We start from the raw sequence: 17,694 nt of genomic DNA, 5'->3' as shown, positions 1-17,694 counted from the left end.
GGTGTTCGGTAGAAAGATCGTTCGGGTGAAGGTGGCCCGACGCCCATCGAGACTCGAGCAGACTCGAGCAGACTCGAGCAGACTCGAGCAGGCTCGCCGACGAACATTCTGTTGGAGTCACAATTCAAAAGCGGGGGGCCAACGGGGCAAGCGCACATAAGCCCGGTTGAGCCCGCATCGCTCGAACGCGAGTCGGATCTTGCCGATGACCAAGCGCCCGACCAGGTGCCCGACCAAGCGCCCGACCAAGCGCCCGAGAAGATTCGTGCCGCGTTGGCCGAGCGCAGTGGCGGTGGCCGACGTGTGCGCATGCATGGTCCCCGGCGAGGCGCGGCGAGGCTCGAAGGACGCGGTGCCTGAACGAGGTGGCGGACTAGCGGCTAACCGTCATGGAAGTTGGTTGGGAACTTCGACTTAAAAATTCGAATCTGATTTGTAGTTCTTTATTTCGTTCGTCGATATCTATTACGCTTGCTTTTGACTGCCCCCTGCTTGCTGGCCGGTTGCCAAGCGAGCGGAGGGTCCGTGCACGGGGAGGATTCCTCATGGTGACTTTTACGAAGCGCAACATCGTTGGCTTGCTGGTTCTCGGCCTCCTCGGCAGTGCGCCGATCTTGGCTTGCTCGGACGATTCGAAGGACGACACGAAGCCGGTTACGAGCTTCGAGGCGGGCGCGCCGGACACGAGCGACAACAACACCAACGCGTGTGCGGACGCGGCGGCTCCAGCCATCGGCGACTGCTCGACGACGAAATGCACGGCCACGCTCGGTGAGCCCGCCGTCTGCCGCAACAACGCCTGTGTGAAGCTGAAGACGGCGGAGTGCTCGCGGACGGTCGGCCCCGTCGATGACGAGAATGCCGTCATCCTCGGCGTCATCGCACCGATGAGCGGAGACACCGCCAACGAGGGAACGAGCGTCATCAACAGCATCGACCTCGCGCTCCGCGAGCTCAATCAGCGTGGCGTTCCCTTCGCGGACGCGTGCGCGAAGCCGCGCAAGCTCGCGGCCGTCGTCTGCGACGAATCCGCCGACATCCCCACGGGTGCCGAGCACCTCGCGAAGGATCTGCTGGCCCCCGCGGCCATCGGTGCACTCTACAGCGGAGACACCATCAAGGCGCTCGGCAAGGCCCTGCCGAACAAGATGCTGATGATCTCACCGAGCGCCACGGCCGCGCGCCTCACGACGTTCGAAGGGGCGACCGTCGACGGCGTTCGTCTCTTCTGGCGCACGTCGCCCTCCGACGTCATCCAGAGCGCCGCGATGGCCAAGGTTCTCGGCGAGCTCGAGACCTCCATCAAGGCGGGCAATGGCGGCAAGGACATCAAGGTCGCCTTCATCAGCAAGAGCGACGCGTACGGCCAGGGCATTGCCACGGCTCTCTCCGAGAGCGTCACGCTGAACGGCAAGCCGTTCAACGACCCCGCGAACGCCGCGCTCGTCGTCAACAAGTGCTACAACTCGTCGGCGTTCACGTCGCCGGATTGCATGGGAGATCTGCCCGGCGCCGTCAGCGCGACGCAGGCGCTCGACCCGGACGTGATCGTTCTCACCGGAACGAACGAGGCCATCACCGACTTCCTCGTCCCGTACGAGGCGCTCAGCGGGGTAAAGAAGCCGAGGTGGATCATTCCCGACGGCCCGCGCACCAACGACCTCACCAAGTACGCGAAGGGTAAGCCCGAGTTCCGCGCGCGCGTGCGCGGCACCGTTCCGGGTGTCGTAACGCCGCTCGCGCAGGACTTCTTCAGCTTCCGTTATTCGACGGCGTTCCCCGACAAGCCGGTTCTCATCTTCGGCATGGCGGGCGCGTACGACGCGACGTACATGCTCGCCTACGCCATCGGCGCGGCGGGCAACGCGGCGCTCACCGGCCCGGTCATCGGGACGAACCTCGCCAAGCTGATCGACGGCGCAACCAAGATCGACGTCGGGCCGGTGCGCATCAACGACGCGTTCAACGCCCTCACCGCCAGCCAGAAGATCGACATCAACGGCGCCTCTGGCCCGCTCTTCTTCGACAAGGACACGGGCGAGGCCCCGTCGGACATCGCCGTGTGGTGCATCGTCGAAGACCCGACCACGCAGGAGACGTCCTACAACGACTCGACGAGCCAACGCTACGACGCGACCGGCAAGACGCTCACCGGCACGTTCAAGTGCGAGTAACGCAATTGCCTGACTGAGCGACGCTCGCACTCGACGCGTCGAGTGGTCGAGTGACGTGAATGATGGCGAACGCGTGCTGCCCTTCGCGGGTAGTACGCGTTCGTCGTTTCTCTGCGGAGCGCTTCGATTCGTGCTTCAGTCCGCCTCCTTCGAGGAGACGACCATGAGCATGATTGACTGGAACGCGTATCGGCAGCAGCTCGGGACCACCATCACCGAGATCGCGAGGACCAGCCCCGACGTGATGAAGGGCTACCGAACGCTTGCCACCGCCAAGACCGCCGAGAGCTCGCTCGACGCAAAGACCCGCGAGCTCATCTCGCTCGCCGTTGCCGTCACGCTTCGTTGCGACGGGTGCATCACCACGCACGTCGAGCTGGCGCGCAAGAACGGAGCGACCAAGGAAGAGATTACCGACGCGCTCAGCGTGGCGATATCCGTGAACGCGGGCGCGGCACTCGTCTACTCGGCGCGCACGATCGACGCGTTCCACGAGGCCGAGGAGCAAGCCAAAGGCTGAACGAAGGGAGACGGGCGGCAGGTAGTGACATGTAGGCTTGCTCTGCGCTGCCGCTCGATGTCTTCGACGTCTCGATGACCTTGGTTTTTGCGGGGAACGTGAACGGCTGGGGGGTCCGCAGGCGGCCATGACGAACCTCGCCACCCCCACGCCTCGGTGTCGAGAAGGGGCCGCTCGTGACGTGCCGCGTTCGACCGGTTCGTAGGTAACGGCCGTCGCGATTGAAGCGCGCTAGACTCGTCCGGCGTGTGTTCGATCGCGACACGTCCTGGCTCACCGAACGCGCTTCGCGTGCGGAGCGGCGTGCCCCGGTGCGGACCGTGATCGACGGCCGCTATCGGATCCTCGCCACGCTCGGCTCGGGCGCCATGGGCATCGTCCATCGCGCGGAGGACGTTTTTCTCGAACGTCAGGTGGCCATCAAGGTCATCGATCCGATGGTGTCGACCGACCCCGTCTCGGTCGAGCGCTTCAAGAAAGAGGCGCAGGCGCTCGCGCAGATTCGCCACGACAACGTCGTCCAGGTCTACGCGTTCGGCCCGCACGACCTCTCGTACTACTTCGCGATGGAGTTCGTCGAAGGCGAGAACCTCGACGAGCTCATCGCTGCGCACGCGTCGCGCGGCACTACGATCGATCTCGAGCGCGTCATCGGAATCGTGCGCGCCATCGCGAGCGGTCTCGACTCGGTCCACGCGCGCCAGCTCGTTCATCGCGACGTCAAGCCGAGCAACGTCGTCATCGAGGCACGCACCGGGCGTCCCGTGCTCATCGACTTCGGGCTCGCTCGCCGTCGTAGCGTTTCGAACCCGCGCATGTCGATCACGGCGGGCACGCCTTCGTATATGGCGCCCGAGCAAGCCATGGATCTCGATGGCACGCGCACCTCGCCGCGTGCCGACATCTACGCCCTCGCGGCGACGACCTTCGAGCTCCTCACCGGGCGCCCCGTCTTTGAAGGCAAAGACGTGTTCGACGTGCTGGCCAAGCACCTCAAAACACCGCCGCCGAATCTCTCGTCTCTCCGGCCCGAGCTCGCGCCCCTCGACAGGGATCTCCTTCGGGCCCTGTCCAAAGATCCGCTCGCTCGCCACGCGAGCGCTGGTGAGCTCGCCGCGGCGATCGAGATCGGCATTCGTCGCGCCATCTCCACGATTCGCGTGCGGCCGCAGGGCTTCGAAGAGCGCGTCGTCCTCCTCGAGACCGAAGAGGGGCTGCGCCGCCAGATCACGCGCGTCGTCACCAAGTCGTTCGAAAAGCTCGGACGCAATGCGCGCGTCGAGGCCGCGGTCACCGCAGCGAATGCCGTCTTCGCGCTCGGCGAAGAGACAGCGCTCGTCATCATCGACGACGAGTGTTCGACCGTCTCGGTGTTCGAGCTCGTGGAGGCGATCCGCAGCGTTCCGAATGCGGTGAACACCGGGATTCTCGTCCTGAGCCGCCAATGGCCCACGCTCCGGCCCGCGCTTGCTCCGCTCGGTGTGCACGAGGTCGTACCGAAGCCCGTGAACGCCCCGATGCTCGCGGACGCGATCGAGCGTCTCCTGACTCGTCGCTCACGACTCTCGGGCGTGGTCTCGGGCTGAGCCGCCCTCGATGCGCGCATAGAGCGCGGGCAGGAGGCCGAGCGTCAGCACCGTGGCGGTGACGAGACCGCCGATGACCACTGTGGCGAGTGGACGCTGCACCTCCGCCCCGGTGCCCGTGGCGAGGGCCATCGGCACGAAGCCCACCGATGCGACGAAGGCCGTCGTGAGCACGGGACGGAATCGCTCGCGCGCCGCGAGCCTCGCTGCTTCGAGTGCGGACCTCCCTTCCTTCTCGTGGGCACGCGCCGCCGAGAGGAGGACCGTTCCGTTGAGTGTGGCCACGCCGAAGAGGGCGATCATGCCCACGGCGGCTGCGATCGAGATGGGCAGGCTTCGCGCCCAGAGCGCAAGCAGACCTCCGCTGGTCGCGACAGGCACGTTGAGCAGGATGACGAGCGCCGGCTTCGCACTGCCGAAGGACATGTAGAGCAGCGCGAAGATGACGGCGATGGTGAGCGGTACGATGACCGCAAAGCGCTTCGCGGCGTGGACGAGGTGTTCGTACTGCCCCGACACCTGCACGTAATAGCCGGAGGGCCGCTCCACCTTCGCGAGCTTGCGTTCGAGCTCTGCGACGAAGGAGCCGAGATCGCGTCCGCGAACGTTCGCTTCCACGAGAACGCGCCTTCGCGCTTGCTCGCGACTGACGATGGCGGGCCCCTCTTCGTCGACGACGTCGGCAATGTCCGAGAGAAGAGCGGAGCGGCCGCCTTCGAGCACGACGGGCATGCGATCCAGGCCATCGCCCGAAGCGAGCGACGATCGGGTGCGAACCTCGAAGCGCCGCTCGCCTTCGACCAACGTTCCTACGTGCCTGCCTTCCCGGACGGACTCGACCGCCGCTCGAACGTCTTCCACCGAGGCGCCGGCACGCGCTGCCTTCCATGGATCGGGGCGCACGGTCGCTAGCGGCAATCCGGCCGTCTGCTCCACACGCACGTCCGCTGCGCCTTCGATGGTGCCGAGCTCATGGACCACGGCCTGGGCGATGCGTCGGAGTGTGGCGAGGTCGTCGCCGAAAATCTTGATGCCGACGTCGCTCTTGCTGCCGCCGAGGAGCTCCTGCGTGCGCATCTCGATGGGCTGCGTCCAGCTGAAACCGGTGCCGGGAAGGGCGCGGCGAAGGCGCTCGTCGAACTTGGCCACGAGCTCTTCGCGGTCGTGCGCCGTCACCCACTCCGAGCGTGGCACGAGGATGACGAAGACGTCGCTCTGCTCGACGCCCATGATGTCGGTCGCGACGTCCGGGCTGCCGGTGCGCGAGACGACCGTGCGAACTTCGGGGAACTCGCGAAGCGCGGCCTCGACGGCGGTCGTGCCCTGGATCGCTTCGGCGAGAGAGACGCTCGGCGGCCTCGTGACCTGCACGACCAGGTCGCCTTCTTCCAGGCGCGGTACGAACTCGATGCCGCGACCCCAACCTGCCACTACTCCCACGGCCACGAGAACGATGGCGACCACGATGGCGAACGAGGGGCGGGCGAGGGAGCGCTCGAGGAGCGGCTCGTAGACCTTTCGCATCTTCCGTACGAGCCACGGCTCATGCTCGTGGATGCGCCGCAAGAGCAGCGAAGCGAGGGCGGGAACCCACGTGAAGGTGAGAACGAGCGCCGTGCCGAGCGCGAAGAGCACCGTCATCGCCATCGGCCGGAACATTTTCCCTTCGACGGCTTCGAGCATCAGGATCGGCACGTAAACGAGGCCGACGATGAACACGCCGAAGGCGATCGGCTTTCCGACCGCCGCGGCCTCCCGCTCGAGCGCGTCCTTGGCCACGATGCGATGGACGGCCATGGAGGCAAGCGCTCCTTCCACCACGACCACGGCGCCGTCGACGACGAGCCCGAAATCGATGGCTCCGAGGCTCATGAGGTTGCCGGTCACGTCGAACACGCGCATGAGCGCGAACGCGCCGAGCATGGCGAGCGGAATGGTCGTGGCGACGACGATTCCGGCGGCGACATCCCCGAGGAGAAGCAAGAGGACGATGATGACCACCACGCCGCCTTCGAGCAGCGAGTGCTTCACCGTCGCGAGGACGCGGTCGACCAGGGTGGCTCGATCGTAGAATGGCTCGATAACGGCACCGGTGGGCAGACGCGTGCGGATCTCGCGAAGGCGCTCGTCGACCTTGGCGACGATCTCGTGCGCGTTGCCTCCCGCGATCATCTGGACCATTGCGTAGACGGTCTCGCCCTTGCCGTCGGCCGTGGCTGCCGAGAGACGGAAGGCGACACCATCGCGAACGTCGGCGACGTCTTTCACGAGAACCGGCGTCCCGCCATGCTTGATCGCCACGACCTGCGCAGCGACCGAGTCGACCGTGCGGTACTGTCCGTCGAGTCGAACGATGGCCTGCTCGCCGCCTCGCTCGATCGCCCCACCGCCGCCGCTTGCGCCGCCTTCGAGCAAGCGCATCTCGACGTCTTTCGGAGTCAGGGAATGCGCGACGAGATCGAGCGGCCGAAGGCGCACTTCGATCTGCCGCGTGTCGCCACCCCACGCGTTGACCTCGACGACGCCGGGAACCGTGCGCAGTGCGTAGGCGATCTCCCAGTCGAGCAGCGTGCGGATCTCCGCGGCGGTGTGGCCGGGCCAGCTCACTGTGAAGTGAAAGACCTCTCCGAGGCCGGTGCTCATGGGGCCGAGCTCGGGCTCTGCACCTCCGAGCACGGCGGCGCGTGCCGCGGGCAGTCGCTGCGAGACGAGCGCGCGCGCTTCGAACAGAGGCTGATCGTCGTCGAAGATGACGGTCACCGCCGAGACGCCCGCGCGCGAGGCGGAACGAACCTGCGTGGTATGCGGGAGTCCCGCCATCGCGAGCTCCACCGGCCGCGTGACCATCGACTCCACTTCGAGAGGCGAGAGGCCTGGAGCGGCGGTCAGCACCTGCACCTGGACGTTGGTGATGTCCGGAACGGCGTCGATGGGGAGTGCGAGGTAGCTGCGCGCGCCGATGAGCGCGAAGAGCAGCGTCGCGAAGATGACGAGCCCGCGATGACGAACGGCGAGCGCGACGAGCGCGTGAATCATTCGAGCTCCGCGCGCATGAGCTCGCCCTTGAGTAAGACCGCGCCGGTGGTGGCGATGCGGTCGCCTTCGGCGAGGCCATCCTCGATCGCGGCGTCTTCGTTCGTGACCCGACCAAGTCGAACCACGCGTGCCACGAAGGCACCGGACTGACCGGCGGTCACGAACGCGGTCGGTGCGCCGCGAACGTCGATGATCGCGCTTCGCGGCACGACGAGCGCCCCATTCTCTTGCGCCCCGGCGTCACCGCCTTCGGACGTGAAGGCCGCGTCGACGAACGATCCCGGCGTCACGATCGGGCAGGGCCCTTCCGGGGCGATGCGAACGCGTTTTGCGCGCGTCTTGTCGTCGACCACCGCGAGCGTGGCGATGACGGCGCCCTTGCACGCCGAGCGATTCGTCCCTGCACCGCGCGGAAAGAGATCGACCTTGGTCCCGACGCCCGGAGCGGGCGCAGAGGGATCCGTCCAGCGCGCTTCGACGACGACGCGATCGTTCGACACCACGCGGAAGAGCGTCTTCTCGGGGCCGACCGGCGCGCCGAGGGACGTCAGGCGTTCGACGAGAACGCCGTCGATCGGGCTGCGCAGCGGAACCCGCAAGAGGAGCGCGCCGTCGGCATTGCCCGGCTCGGGAATGCCCAGGCTCGCGAGCAGGCTTCGCGACGCCGCGACGTCCGCGCGTGCCGTTTCGAGCTCGGCGAAGGCCTCGTCGATGGCGAGGCCGCTGGTGGCGCGATCGGTCTCGAGTGCCTTCTGGCGATCGTGCTTTCGCGTCGCGGCTACGAACCGTGCGCGCGCTCGGATGGCGTCCGCGCCGACGCGCGCGGCTTCCGGCGAGTCGATGGTCGCGATGACCTGACCGCGCTTTACCGCTTCGCCGTCGCGCACGTCGATGCTCGCCACGCGGCCGGCGACGAGCGCTCCGACTTCGGCTGAACCGTTCTCGCTCGCGACCGTCTCGGCCGGCACGCGCACGTCACCCTTCAACGGTCGGCGTGTAACGGGGGCTGTCGTGATTCGACCTTGATCGAGGAGCGCTCGATCGACGCGAACGAGGCCGGGCGGGTCTTTGGCGCCGGCGTCGTGTTCGGTGGAGGGAGTTGCCTCCGAAGCGTGTGCCTCGTCCTTGCGGCAGGCGACGAGTGACGCGCCTGCGAGGAGGACGGGAGCGAAGAACCAAGCACGATGGATCATCGGGCAGCCTCGTCGAGCAGAGTTCCGGTCGCCGTGCCGTAGCGAATGTCGGCACGCTGCACTTCGGCGCTCGCACGGGCGAGCTGCTCTTCCGCCGCGACGAGCCGCTGCCTCACGATCAGAAGCGACGTCATGTCGGCCGTTCCCGCGTCGTAGCTCGAGCGTGCGAGTCGCACGGCCTCGCGCAGCGAATCGACCACGCGCGTGCGCAGGGCCGCTTGCACCTCGCGCGTGTGGAGTCGTTCGTGCTCGGCCAGCGCAAGGTCGTGGGCTACCTGCGCGCGTACACGCGTCTCGGTTGCCTCGGCCGCCGAGAGATACACTTTCTGCCGCGACGTCTCGAAGCGAGACGGATCGAGGACGGGCAGGGGAACGGAGAGGGTTCCGAGGAACACTTGTTCGCCCTGGCCTTCGCGCGCGAAGGTCACGCCCACGCCGAGCGGAGGGCTACCGTAGGCGCGTGCGAGCTTGACGTCGGCCGCTGCGAGATCGACGCGCGAGTGCGCAGCCATGGTTGCGGGATGTTCGCGGGTGGGCGGGCGCTCGCGCGCTGGAACTTCGGCGATGGCATAGAGATCTCCGCGTGCCACGACGGGAACGTTCGGCACCTCACCGAGCGCGAAGTTGAGGCGCGCCGACGCCTCGAACGTCATGCCTTCCGCATCGCGGTTGGCGATCTCGGCCGTGCCCACCTCGGAGTCGGCGACGGCGCCTTCGACCGGCAACGAAACGCCTCGGCCGACGCGCGCCTTCGCGACGCGAGCGATGTCCTGCGCATCGGCGTACGCCAGCGCCCGCAAACGCACGAGCTCTTGCGCTTCGAGCAAGTCGACCCAGGCGATGGCCGCAGCGCTCGCCCCGTCGAGACGCACGCGCTCGAGCTCGCTTCGGGTGGCGCGGCCCATCGACGAGCTCACCGCGGTGCGAGCCGAGCCGAGACCGTGGATCGAAAGGTCCTGGAACACGGAACCGCTGATCTCCAGGCCGGACCCGAACGCGCCTTCGCGACGCCCCGCGCTCACCTGGGCGCGCGGAGCATACGAAAGCGGCGTCTTCGAAGCCGAGCCTAGGGCGCTGACCGCGGGCAACGGCCTTCGAGCCTCGGCCACGAATGGATTGCGCTCGGCCCCGAGCCGCAAGGCATCGGCACGTCGGACCTCGAGCGCATGCGCTTCTTCGGCCTGGTCTCGTTCCTGCGCTTCCGCTCGCGAGGGCCCGAAGACGAGGGCCAGACACACGGCCAGGCACGTCACCGTCGCCCCCGCGCGTTCCATCGTCGTCATCTGGGCTCGACCCTAGGGGCGGGACGGCGGAGCCGCATCGGGCATTTGTCGGACGCGAACGGCCCGAAGAGCGCTATTTTCTCCTCGTGAAATCCCGGCCCGGAGAGAGTCGCTACGCGTTCCTCCGTGCCGTCATGCTCGGCGCCCTCGCGGGGTTGGCCTACGCCATCCTCAACAACGCGATGGACTACTGGCACAACCGCGGCATCGTCGCGCGCGCCTTCGTCGCCCTGCACGACATCGTCGACGACGTGATCCCCATCGTGGTGGGCGCGCTCCTCGGAGTTGCCGTCAGCTACGTGCGACTGCGCTCGCAGCTCGCACGGGAAGAGCGAAGCAAGGCCGAGTCGCTTCGGGCACGGCTCGAGCACGTGGAACGTCACCAGGCCGTGTGGGTCGTCGCGGCCGCCACGCTCCACGAGCTCAAGAACCCGCTCCACTCGATGGGCCTGCTCGTCGACGAGCTGGAGGCGAGCTCTCCTTCGGATATCGAGGGCGTGCGCGAGCTCTCCACGCGGATCAAAGAGCAGATGGACCGCACGCTCGTTCCGCTGGCGGCACTCCGTGAGCTGGCACGCGCGGAGAAGCGTCCGGCGACCGACGAGCCCATCGCGCAGGTCGCCGAGCAAGTGGTCGGCGAGCTGCTCGTCGTCAGCCGGACGAGCGGCATCGAGCTCAGTCTCGAAGGCGAGCTTCCACCCACCGCCCGTGCCGACGCGAGCTGGGTGCGCATCATCCTCGAGAATCTCATCGGCAACAGCCTCGAGGGCATTCGCGACGGCGGACGCGGTCGTCGTATCGCCGTCCGTCTCGAGCATCGGGGCGACAAGAACGCGGTGCTCGTCAGCGACGATGGCCCTGGCCTCGCTCCGGAGATGGGCGAAGCGCTGTTTCGTCCGCTCGAGACGTCGAAGGATCGTGGCCTCGGTCTCGGCCTTCCGATTGCGCGTGCCCTCGCGCGAGCCATGGAAGGCGATCTCTCCTGCGCAGCGCGGCCCGGCTGGTCGACCACCTTCGAGCTCACGCTCCCGGCAACGGTGTCATGACGGCGCCTCGTTCGCGAAGGCCCCCGCCGCCCGGCGCGAGCGATCAGCCGGTGGTGCTCCTCGTCGAAGACGAGCACGAAGCGCGAGCCAGTCTGGCGCGGACGTTCCGTCGTGAAGGCTTCGGATGCATCGAGGCTGCCGATGTGTCCTCCGCGCGTACGCTCCTCGCCGAGCAGGTGATCGACGTGTGCGTCATCGACCTCGTGCTTGGCGACGACGACCGCGGCGGCATCACCGTGCTGCAAGAGGCGAAGGAGATCGACGCGTCGCTCCCCTGCGTGCTCATCACCGCCTTTGCCGACGTCACGCGTCTCAAGCGTGCCTTGAATCTGGGCGCGTCGTACCTCCTCGAGAAGCCCTTCCGCGCCGCCGAGCTCGTGGGCGTGGTGCGCACGCTCTTGCCGGAGCGTCGCGATCTCGGCGGGCTGGTCTCACGCGCTCTTTCGCGCGCCAACCTGACCGCGCGAGAAGATCAGATCGCGCGGCTCGTTCTCAAGGGGCTACCGAGCGCGGAGATTGCCTCGGTGCTCGGTACCAGCGACAAGACGGTTCGCCAGCAGCTCTCGCGCATCTACGAGAAGTGCGGCGTGTCGAGTCGCGCCGAGTTCTTCCACTACGTGTTCCCGTTCTGAACGGGCGCAGGCACCGACTCAGGCGGCGGCGTGAATGGGCTGCGTGCCTTCCGGCGCACCCTGCGAGACGGGCGCAGGCGTCGCTCGGAAGATCGGCGTTCCGATCGGCAGGACGATGCGGCCCGCGGCGTTCGCGAGGACGAGCGAGAACGCGATGTAGAGCGACGTGGCCATCAGAACGACGGTGCAGAGCGCGATGGGCATGGCGAAGGCCTGGCTATGCAGGACTTCGCGCAGGATGCGACACGCATAGAGCAGGTCGATCTCGAGGAGGAACACGAAGAGCAGGCGCGAGAAGAAGCCGAACGCGTACGTCATCACGAGGAAGATGACGAGGAAGCAGCAGTCGACCGCGAGGATGACGGCGCTGTTCGGAACCTTGCCTTGCGAGAGCTCCGAGAGCGCCCACCAGTTCATCACCCAGTTGAACGAGAACGTGGTGAGGAGCGTGCCGCCGAGGCCGTTCTTGTTCGCGAAGCTCATCATGCCCGCGAGGAACTGGCAGCCGGCGCCGAACAGCAGACAGAACCACGCCGTCGTTCGCAGCGCCTCGGCGGTCATCGCGCTCTGGACGCCGAACGCGACCGGGAGGAGCGACGCACAACCAATCGCAAGGCCGAAGAGGCCGAGCGCGGTCGGATCCGCAAACGGAAGGACGGCGGGAACGCTAGGCCCGACGGAGGAAGAGGCGTTGCTCGAGCTCTGCACGCGCGTGTCCTAGCGCGAGAGTTCGAGGTTGTCAGGTCGCGGACCGAAGAAAAATTGTGCGGTGCACAACTGACGGAAATCGTTGAGAGTCTCGAGGCTTGTTCCGCGTCTCGAACGAGGATCAGCCGATGATCATCGCTTCGCTGAGGAGGCGGCCCTCTTTGAAGCGACGCAGGTTCCAGCGCTCGAACATCGGCACGTGGGTGCCCTTGACGATGTGCTCGGCGATCATCTTCCCCATCACGGGCGCCATCATGAAGCCGTGCCCCATGAAGCCGGACGCTTGGTAGAAATGCTCGACGTCGTCGACGGCGCCGACGATCGGATTCGCGTCGGGCGTGAGGTCGTAGCAGCCTGACCACTGGCGCAGGACCTTCACCTCGCCGAGGACGGGGCACGTCTCGACGAGCGCCTTCGCGTAGTGGCCGAGGAAGGCGTAGGAGCTCTGCTGGTCGATGCCCTCCGGCACGTGCTCTTGGCCGATGCCGCCGACGATCTCGCCGCGCGTCGATTGGCTGAAATAGAGGCCGTTCGTGAGATCGGCGACGAGGGGCTTGAGCCACGGCTTGAGGGGCTCGGTCGAGCAGATCTCGTGGCGGTGCGGCTTGTTCGGCAGCTCGACGCCGAGCATGCGCGCGATCTCCGGCGACCACGCGCCCGCGGCGTTCACGACCTTGTTCGTGCGGATCGTGTGGCTCTGGCCGTCTTCGAGCGAGCGGAGGTGCACCGCTTCGATCGTGGAGCCGTGGGACTCGAAGCCGGTGACCTCGGTGAACGTGGCGATCTCCACGCCCAGCTTCTGCGCGGCCTGCGCGAAGCCCCACACGAAGGGCCAGGGGAAGACCACGCCGTCGTCGGGGTTGTAGGTCGCCGCGACGATGCCGTCGGTCGACAGCTCGGGGACGATCTTCTGCGCCTCGCGGGCGGTCAGCATGCGCGTGGAGAGGCCACACTGGTTCTGGAGCTTGCAGCTCTCTTCGAGGGCGCGACGCCGATCTTCGGTACGGGCGAGGAACAAGTAACCGCCCTGGCGAAGCCAGACGTTGATCTTGAACTCGCTCGCGAAGTCCCGGCACATGCGGATGCTCTCCTGCATGAGCCGCACGTTCGCTTCGCTCGACCACTGCGCGCGAATGCCACCGCCGTTACGGCCGCTGGCGCCGCCGCAGAGGTAGCTCTTGTCGACGACCGTGATCTCTCGCACGCCTTGTCGCGCGAGGTGATACGCGATGGCCAGGCCCATGATGCCGGCGCCGATCACCACGACTTCTGCACGATCTCTCATCAGCGACTCTCGGGTGAGCTCGCGAGGCGGAATCGTTCCACCGCCTTCGCGTGAAGAATGGGATTCGAGCCGAGCAGGCCTTGGCCCTGATCGACTTCTCCGCGGTAGTCGAACGGAACGCCACGTGCGTCCGTCAAAATTCCCCCCGCGGCGCGCACGATGGCGTCGGGCGCACACGCGTCCCAGAGTTTGACCCGCCCCTGCGAAGGATGCGCGAACATCTCGAGCTCGCCGCTCGCGACCTTCACGCCCTTGAGCCCGGCGCTGCCGACCGTCACGAGCTCTTTCGCACCGAGCGCCGTGAGCTTGGCGTCCAAGCTCTTGCTTCGCTGAAAGCGCGAGACGGCCACGCGGCAATTCGCCAGGTCGGTCTCGTTCGAAACATGCACCGGGCTTCGCGTGCCGTGCTCGTCGATGACGAACGCGCCGATGCCTTCGGCGCCGAGGTACGTCTTGCCGAGGGCGGGGAGAAGGACGATGCCTGCCGTGGCGCGCCCTTCTTCGGCGTAGCCGATCATCACGCAGAACTCGCCGTTCTTGGCGATGAACTCGCGCGTGCCATCGACCGGATCCACGAAGAACGCAGCCGGAGCGCTGCCGAACCCCTGGAACAGCGACGGATCGCTCTCCTCGGCGACGATGGGAACGCCTGGAAAGCCGCGCGTGAGGTGCTCGAGCAGGAGAACGTTGGCTTCGCGATCGGCGCGCGTGACCGGATCGTTCGGGCCTTTGAGCTCGGCGCCGACGTCTTCTTCGGCGTAGACGCGCATCACGATCTCGCCGGCCGCCTGCGCCGCGCGCAGCAGCTTCTCGAGGAGCTCTGCAGCGTCCGGTCGAGCCGGTGGAGTCGGTGGAATCGGTGGAGTCATGTGCGGATGCCCACCCGATCGAGCGTCCGAGGGAGCTGGCGCAGGTCGTCGTCCGGCAGGTAGCGCGGACCGCCGCCCGTCTCGCGGACGAGCTGCTCGAGCTGCTCGACGGTGCGTGCACCGAGCACGGCGCTCGAGACGAGATGGTTGGCGAGCACGAAGCGGACGGCCGCGCCACGCAGCGTGTGCACGTCGCCCTTCACGAGGAAGCGGATGGCGTCGAGCTGTCCGAGGCGGTGCTCGAGCTCCATGCGCGTCCAGCGATCGTTGCGGTGATCGCCTTCGGGGAACTGCTTGTCCTTGCTCCACATGCCGGCGAGCAGGCCGTACGCGAGGACACTGCGTGCGAGCACGCCGCAGCCGGCGACCATGATGTCGCCGGAGAGGCGATGCAGGTCGAGCGACTGAACGAGGTTGTAGGGCAGCTCGATGACCTCGGCGCCCTTGTCGATCGCTGCGCGCGCCACGTCTTCGTCGCCGGCGCACACGCCCCAGTGGGCGATCTTGCCGTCTTTCTTCAGACCCGCGAGCGCTTCGGTGGCCTCGCCGAGGTAGATGGCATCGGGCGTGGGATGGTGGAGAAGGAAGACCGGGAGCGTCGAGATGCCGAGGCGCTTGAGCGACCGCTCGACCGACGTCGCGAGGTAGTCCGCGGCGAAGCACTTGCGTGCCGGATCGGTGGTTCGATCGACGCCGCCCTTGGTGACCACGACGAGGTCGGGGTGATCGGCGAGAACACGGCCGACGAGCTTTTCCATGCGACCGCCGCCGTACGCATCGGCGGTGTCGATCAGGTTCACTCCAATGTCGATCGCACGACGGACCACGCGCTCGGCGTCTGCGTCGTCGACCTTGCCGTAAGCCTCCCCGCCAAGCCCCCACGTTCCGATGGAGAGCTCCGAGACGACGAGACCGGTCTTGCCGAGGGGTCGTTTTCTCAAAGCAAAGTCGTTCTTACCAGGCGGAGCGGGGGGGCGAAGCCCCCTTGTGTCGGATCGCGACCATCCGTCGCGGGAGCGATGCGAAGAGGCCAACCGAGCGAAGCGACCGACGAGTCGAGGCGCCTCGACTTGACGTAGGGCAGGAAAGGGGCGATGGCTGGGCCGCTCACTGTCGAGCTTCTGGAGGACCCAATGCGCAAAGTCTCGTTTGGTTTGGCTCTCGGCTTCTTCGCATGCGCGCTCGCGGCGTGCGGTGGCGAGACCACGCAAGAGCCGAAGGCCCCGGTCGCTCCGGTGGCAACCACGCCCGCTCCTGCGCCGACCGCAACGGAGACGGCCAAGGTCGAAGCGCCCAAGGCTCAGCCTTCGCTCGCCGAGCTCGAGCAGACCGCTCTCAAGTCGTATTCGGAGGCGATGAACGCCCACGACTCGAAGAAGCTCGCGGCGCTCTACGCGGACAGCGCGGTCGTCAACGTCGCGGGCACCCCTGCCGAAGTGAAGGGCAAGGACGCGATCGGCGCCCAGTACCAGAAGCTCTTCGATGCCTTCTCGAACTTCAAGATGGCGCCGAGCCGCGTGCTCTCGAAGGGCGACATCGTGATCGTGGAGTGGGCCTGGACGGGCACGCACACCGGTGAGATGGGCGGCATCAAGGCGACCGAGAAGCCCGTCGGCTCGGCTGGCGCGGACGTCTTCTGGTTCACGCCCGAAGGCCTCATCAAGCAGCAGCACACGTACTATGACATGGGCACGATCATGTCCCAGATGGGCGTGTCGAAGCAGAAGGGACGCCCCGTCCCGACGCTCGCGTCGAGCGTGCAGGCGGTGACGTCGACGGGCGCCGCGGACGAGGCGAAGAACCTCGAGGCCGCGAACAAGATGTTCGGCGCGTTCGAGAAGAAGAGCGAAGCCGACTTCCTCGGCAGCAGCGCGGAAGACATCGCGTGGGACGACATGACCCAGCCCGAGACCGCCAAGGGCAAGGCCGCGGCGAAGAAGTTCTTCGGCGAGATGACGAAGGCGTTCCCCGATGCGAAGTCGACCGCCACGAACACCTGGGCCGTCGGCGATTTCGTCGTCATGGAGGGCACGTTCACGGGCACGCACAAGGGTGCGTTCTTCGGCGTCCAGCCGACGAAGAAGTCGGTGAACATGCACGGCCTCGACGTCGTTCAGTTCAAGGACGGCAAGATCGTCAAGGGCACGAGCTACGCGAACGGCCTGGAGATGGCCATGCAGCTCGGCCTCGTTCCTCCGCCCGGCGCGAAGCCCGCTGATCCGAAGGCTGCGCCCAGCAAGGACGCGAAGCCGGCCGACAAGGCGGCAGCTCCCAAGGCCGACGCGAAGGCGCCCGCCAAGAAGTGAGTCGACTCGCAGCCCACGAGGTCCGCTCCCATTCGGTGCGGACCTTCGTGGTCGCGAGTTTTCAGCGTGGTGCCTGGATGCTCGAGCAGTTTGCGTCGAGGCACACCACGCGACCGTCGAGCAGTCGGTAGGACTCGAAGTGCTCCTCCGTCGTGGTCGGCACGGCGTGGAGGTCGACCTGGAGAACCGGGCCGCGCGGCGTGTTCTCGATGCGGAAGTCGCGCTGATACCAGCGCTGCGAATCTCGGATGCCTGCATAGCCGACGACGTGTCCGCGAGCGCTCAGCGCGAGGACCTCGTGGCTGCCGCCGTTTCCGCACGGTCCACTTTGAACGACGACGCAGGCCCATTCACATGCCGGCGCATCCGAGAGGCGCACGGGAAAGCATCCGCGCACGTGCCAGAAACGTGAGGGGTGGGCCGTGATGCCCTCGACCACACGTTCGACCGACGGCGGAGGCTCGGCGCGTTCGCACGCGGGGGAGTCGAAGACGACGTCGAGCGTCTCGGGCGATGCAAGCGGCACCGGCGCCTCGGCGCGCTGCGCGCACGCGAGCGCAACGACGGCGATCATCGAGCCGGCGACGAGGTCACTTCGCATGAGGCAGCATCGCCCCGCGCAGACGATATGCCTCGAAGACCCCGAGGCTCGTGCCGGTGAGCTGGTCGAGGTCTTCTTCGACGCACGCGTCGGTCATGCTCATGGTCGGAAGGAGGGTGTCGGCTCCCGCGCGGCAGGCTGCGCGTCGTAGCTCGCTGGGCCACCCCTCGCGGTAGCAGACGTGGATCTGCGCCACCTCGAGCTCGGCGGGGGGAGCATCTTCGCAGACCGTGTCGACGACGTTCCCGTCCAGCACGACCGAACAGTTCCGCCGGATGACGTGAATAGGGCAATCGTCCGCCGATGGAGAGTGCCGCCGGATCACGTGCACGTAGACGTCGTCGGCGGGCCGCCGAATCGGCCGCACGTTCCCACACGCCGCGAGTCCGAAGACACACGCCAAGAGCACCGGCGACCGCTCCACTCTTCGTTTCTACGACGCGAGAAGCAACAGC

Annotated in this window: 15 protein-coding genes; 6 read left to right on the top strand and 9 right to left on the bottom strand. The window is 67.0% G+C overall.

Annotated features, from left to right (window positions below; genetic code table 11):
* Window positions 1–545 precede the first annotated feature (545 nt).
* The 3 genes from AKJ09_RS03125 to AKJ09_RS03115 all read left to right on the top strand — a co-directional run bounded on the left by AKJ09_RS03125 (window position 546) and on the right by AKJ09_RS03115 (window position 4,280).
* Window positions 546–2,174, top strand: a complete 1,629-nt coding sequence (locus AKJ09_RS03125; RefSeq protein WP_169927211.1) for an ABC transporter substrate-binding protein — start codon at window positions 546–548, stop codon at window positions 2,172–2,174.
* Between the two features lie 169 nt (window positions 2,175–2,343).
* Window positions 2,344–2,694: a carboxymuconolactone decarboxylase family protein gene (locus AKJ09_RS03120; protein WP_146655423.1), complete on the top strand. Its 351-nt coding sequence runs from the start codon at window positions 2,344–2,346 to the stop codon at window positions 2,692–2,694.
* Window positions 2,695–2,915: 221 nt separating this feature from the next.
* On the top strand, window positions 2,916–4,280 hold the full coding sequence (locus tag AKJ09_RS03115) for a serine/threonine-protein kinase (protein ID WP_146645686.1): 1,365 nt from the start codon (window positions 2,916–2,918) through the stop codon (window positions 4,278–4,280).
* On the opposite strand, the gene AKJ09_RS03110 is transcribed toward AKJ09_RS03115, so the two are convergent.
* The 3 genes from AKJ09_RS03110 to AKJ09_RS03100 are packed head-to-tail and all read right to left on the bottom strand — an operon-like array spanning window position 4,251 to window position 9,792.
* Complete coding sequence (locus tag AKJ09_RS03110; RefSeq protein ID WP_146645685.1) at window positions 4,251–7,316, bottom strand: efflux RND transporter permease subunit; 3,066 nt, start codon at window positions 7,314–7,316, stop codon at window positions 4,251–4,253. The genes AKJ09_RS03115 and AKJ09_RS03110 overlap by 30 nt on opposite strands.
* Window positions 7,313–8,509, bottom strand: a complete 1,197-nt coding sequence (locus AKJ09_RS03105) for an efflux RND transporter periplasmic adaptor subunit (RefSeq protein ID WP_146645684.1) — start codon at window positions 8,507–8,509, stop codon at window positions 7,313–7,315. The genes AKJ09_RS03110 and AKJ09_RS03105 overlap by 4 nt, the downstream gene beginning before the upstream one ends.
* Window positions 8,506–9,792 (bottom strand): TolC family protein, encoded by a 1,287-nt coding sequence (locus tag AKJ09_RS03100; RefSeq protein ID WP_146645683.1) that lies wholly within the window; start codon window positions 9,790–9,792, stop codon window positions 8,506–8,508. The genes AKJ09_RS03105 and AKJ09_RS03100 overlap by 4 nt, the downstream gene beginning before the upstream one ends.
* A gap of 86 nt (window positions 9,793–9,878) precedes the next feature.
* On the opposite strand from AKJ09_RS03100, the gene AKJ09_RS03095 reads away from it, so the two are divergent.
* Both AKJ09_RS03095 and AKJ09_RS03090 read left to right on the top strand, forming a co-directional pair.
* Window positions 9,879–10,838 (top strand): sensor histidine kinase, encoded by a 960-nt coding sequence (locus tag AKJ09_RS03095; protein WP_169927209.1) that lies wholly within the window; start codon window positions 9,879–9,881, stop codon window positions 10,836–10,838.
* Window positions 10,835–11,470: a response regulator transcription factor gene (locus AKJ09_RS03090; RefSeq protein ID WP_146645681.1), complete on the top strand. Its 636-nt coding sequence runs from the start codon at window positions 10,835–10,837 to the stop codon at window positions 11,468–11,470. Before AKJ09_RS03095 ends, AKJ09_RS03090 begins: the two co-directional genes overlap by 4 nt.
* An 18-nt stretch (window positions 11,471–11,488) precedes the next feature.
* Here the strand turns inward: AKJ09_RS03090 and AKJ09_RS03085 are convergent, their stop codons facing one another.
* The 4 genes from AKJ09_RS03085 to AKJ09_RS03070 all read right to left on the bottom strand — a co-directional run bounded on the left by AKJ09_RS03085 (window position 11,489) and on the right by AKJ09_RS03070 (window position 15,273).
* Window positions 11,489–12,178 (bottom strand): acetate uptake transporter family protein, encoded by a 690-nt coding sequence (locus AKJ09_RS03085; protein ID WP_146645680.1) that lies wholly within the window; start codon window positions 12,176–12,178, stop codon window positions 11,489–11,491.
* Between the two features lie 121 nt (window positions 12,179–12,299).
* Window positions 12,300–13,463, bottom strand: coding sequence for an NAD(P)/FAD-dependent oxidoreductase (locus AKJ09_RS03080; RefSeq protein WP_146645679.1), 1,164 nt, complete (start codon window positions 13,461–13,463; stop codon window positions 12,300–12,302).
* Entirely contained in the window at window positions 13,463–14,332 is an 870-nt protein-coding gene (locus AKJ09_RS03075; RefSeq protein ID WP_146645678.1) for a 3'(2'),5'-bisphosphate nucleotidase CysQ family protein, read from the bottom strand. The genes AKJ09_RS03080 and AKJ09_RS03075 overlap by 1 nt, the downstream gene beginning before the upstream one ends.
* A complete protein-coding gene (locus tag AKJ09_RS03070; RefSeq protein ID WP_146645677.1) occupies window positions 14,329–15,273 on the bottom strand; it encodes an aldo/keto reductase in 945 nt (314 codons plus the stop codon). Before AKJ09_RS03070 ends, AKJ09_RS03075 begins: the two co-directional genes overlap by 4 nt.
* Before the next feature lie 192 nt (window positions 15,274–15,465).
* On the opposite strand from AKJ09_RS03070, the gene AKJ09_RS03065 reads away from it, so the two are divergent.
* Complete coding sequence (locus AKJ09_RS03065; protein WP_169927208.1) at window positions 15,466–16,638, top strand: ester cyclase; 1,173 nt, start codon at window positions 15,466–15,468, stop codon at window positions 16,636–16,638.
* A 61-nt stretch (window positions 16,639–16,699) separates the two neighbouring features.
* Here AKJ09_RS03065 and AKJ09_RS03060 read toward each other — a convergent pair whose 3' ends face one another.
* Both AKJ09_RS03060 and AKJ09_RS03055 read right to left on the bottom strand, forming a co-directional pair.
* Window positions 16,700–17,239 carry a hypothetical protein gene (locus tag AKJ09_RS03060; protein ID WP_146645675.1) on the bottom strand — a complete coding sequence of 180 codons (540 nt, stop codon included), beginning with the start codon at window positions 17,237–17,239 and terminating at the stop codon, window positions 16,700–16,702.
* Entirely contained in the window at window positions 17,229–17,663 is a 435-nt protein-coding gene (locus AKJ09_RS03055; RefSeq protein WP_146645674.1) for a hypothetical protein, read from the bottom strand. The genes AKJ09_RS03060 and AKJ09_RS03055 overlap by 11 nt, the downstream gene beginning before the upstream one ends.
* Between the last annotated feature and the right edge of the window lie 31 nt (window positions 17,664–17,694).

The sequence above is a fragment of the Labilithrix luteola genome, assembly GCF_001263205.1.
Taxonomy (GTDB): domain Bacteria; phylum Myxococcota_A; class Polyangia; order Polyangiales; family Polyangiaceae; genus Labilithrix; species Labilithrix luteola.
The sequence above is the reverse complement of the archived record's forward strand: the minus strand, read 5'-3'. Positions and strand labels throughout refer to the sequence as shown.

Excerpts from the sequence above, each read along its gene's own strand:
- AKJ09_RS03100 (WP_146645683.1), bottom strand. The coding sequence starts at position 9,792 with ATGACGACGATGGAACGCGCGGGGGCGACGGTGACGTGCCTGGCCGTG.
- AKJ09_RS03105 (WP_146645684.1), bottom strand. The coding sequence starts at position 8,509 with ATGATCCATCGTGCTTGGTTCTTCGCTCCCGTCCTCCTCGCAGGCGCG.
- AKJ09_RS03065 (WP_169927208.1), top strand. The coding sequence starts at position 15,466 with ATGCGCAAAGTCTCGTTTGGTTTGGCTCTCGGCTTCTTCGCATGCGCG.
- AKJ09_RS03060 (WP_146645675.1), bottom strand. The coding sequence starts at position 17,239 with ATGCGAAGTGACCTCGTCGCCGGCTCGATGATCGCCGTCGTTGCGCTC.
- AKJ09_RS03125 (WP_169927211.1), top strand. The coding sequence starts at position 546 with ATGGTGACTTTTACGAAGCGCAACATCGTTGGCTTGCTGGTTCTCGGC.
- AKJ09_RS03120 (WP_146655423.1), top strand. The coding sequence starts at position 2,344 with ATGATTGACTGGAACGCGTATCGGCAGCAGCTCGGGACCACCATCACC.
- AKJ09_RS03075 (WP_146645678.1), bottom strand. The coding sequence starts at position 14,332 with ATGACTCCACCGATTCCACCGACTCCACCGGCTCGACCGGACGCTGCA.
- AKJ09_RS03080 (WP_146645679.1), bottom strand. The coding sequence starts at position 13,463 with ATGAGAGATCGTGCAGAAGTCGTGGTGATCGGCGCCGGCATCATGGGC.
- AKJ09_RS03090 (WP_146645681.1), top strand. The coding sequence starts at position 10,835 with ATGACGGCGCCTCGTTCGCGAAGGCCCCCGCCGCCCGGCGCGAGCGAT.
- AKJ09_RS03110 (WP_146645685.1), bottom strand. The coding sequence starts at position 7,316 with ATGATTCACGCGCTCGTCGCGCTCGCCGTTCGTCATCGCGGGCTCGTC.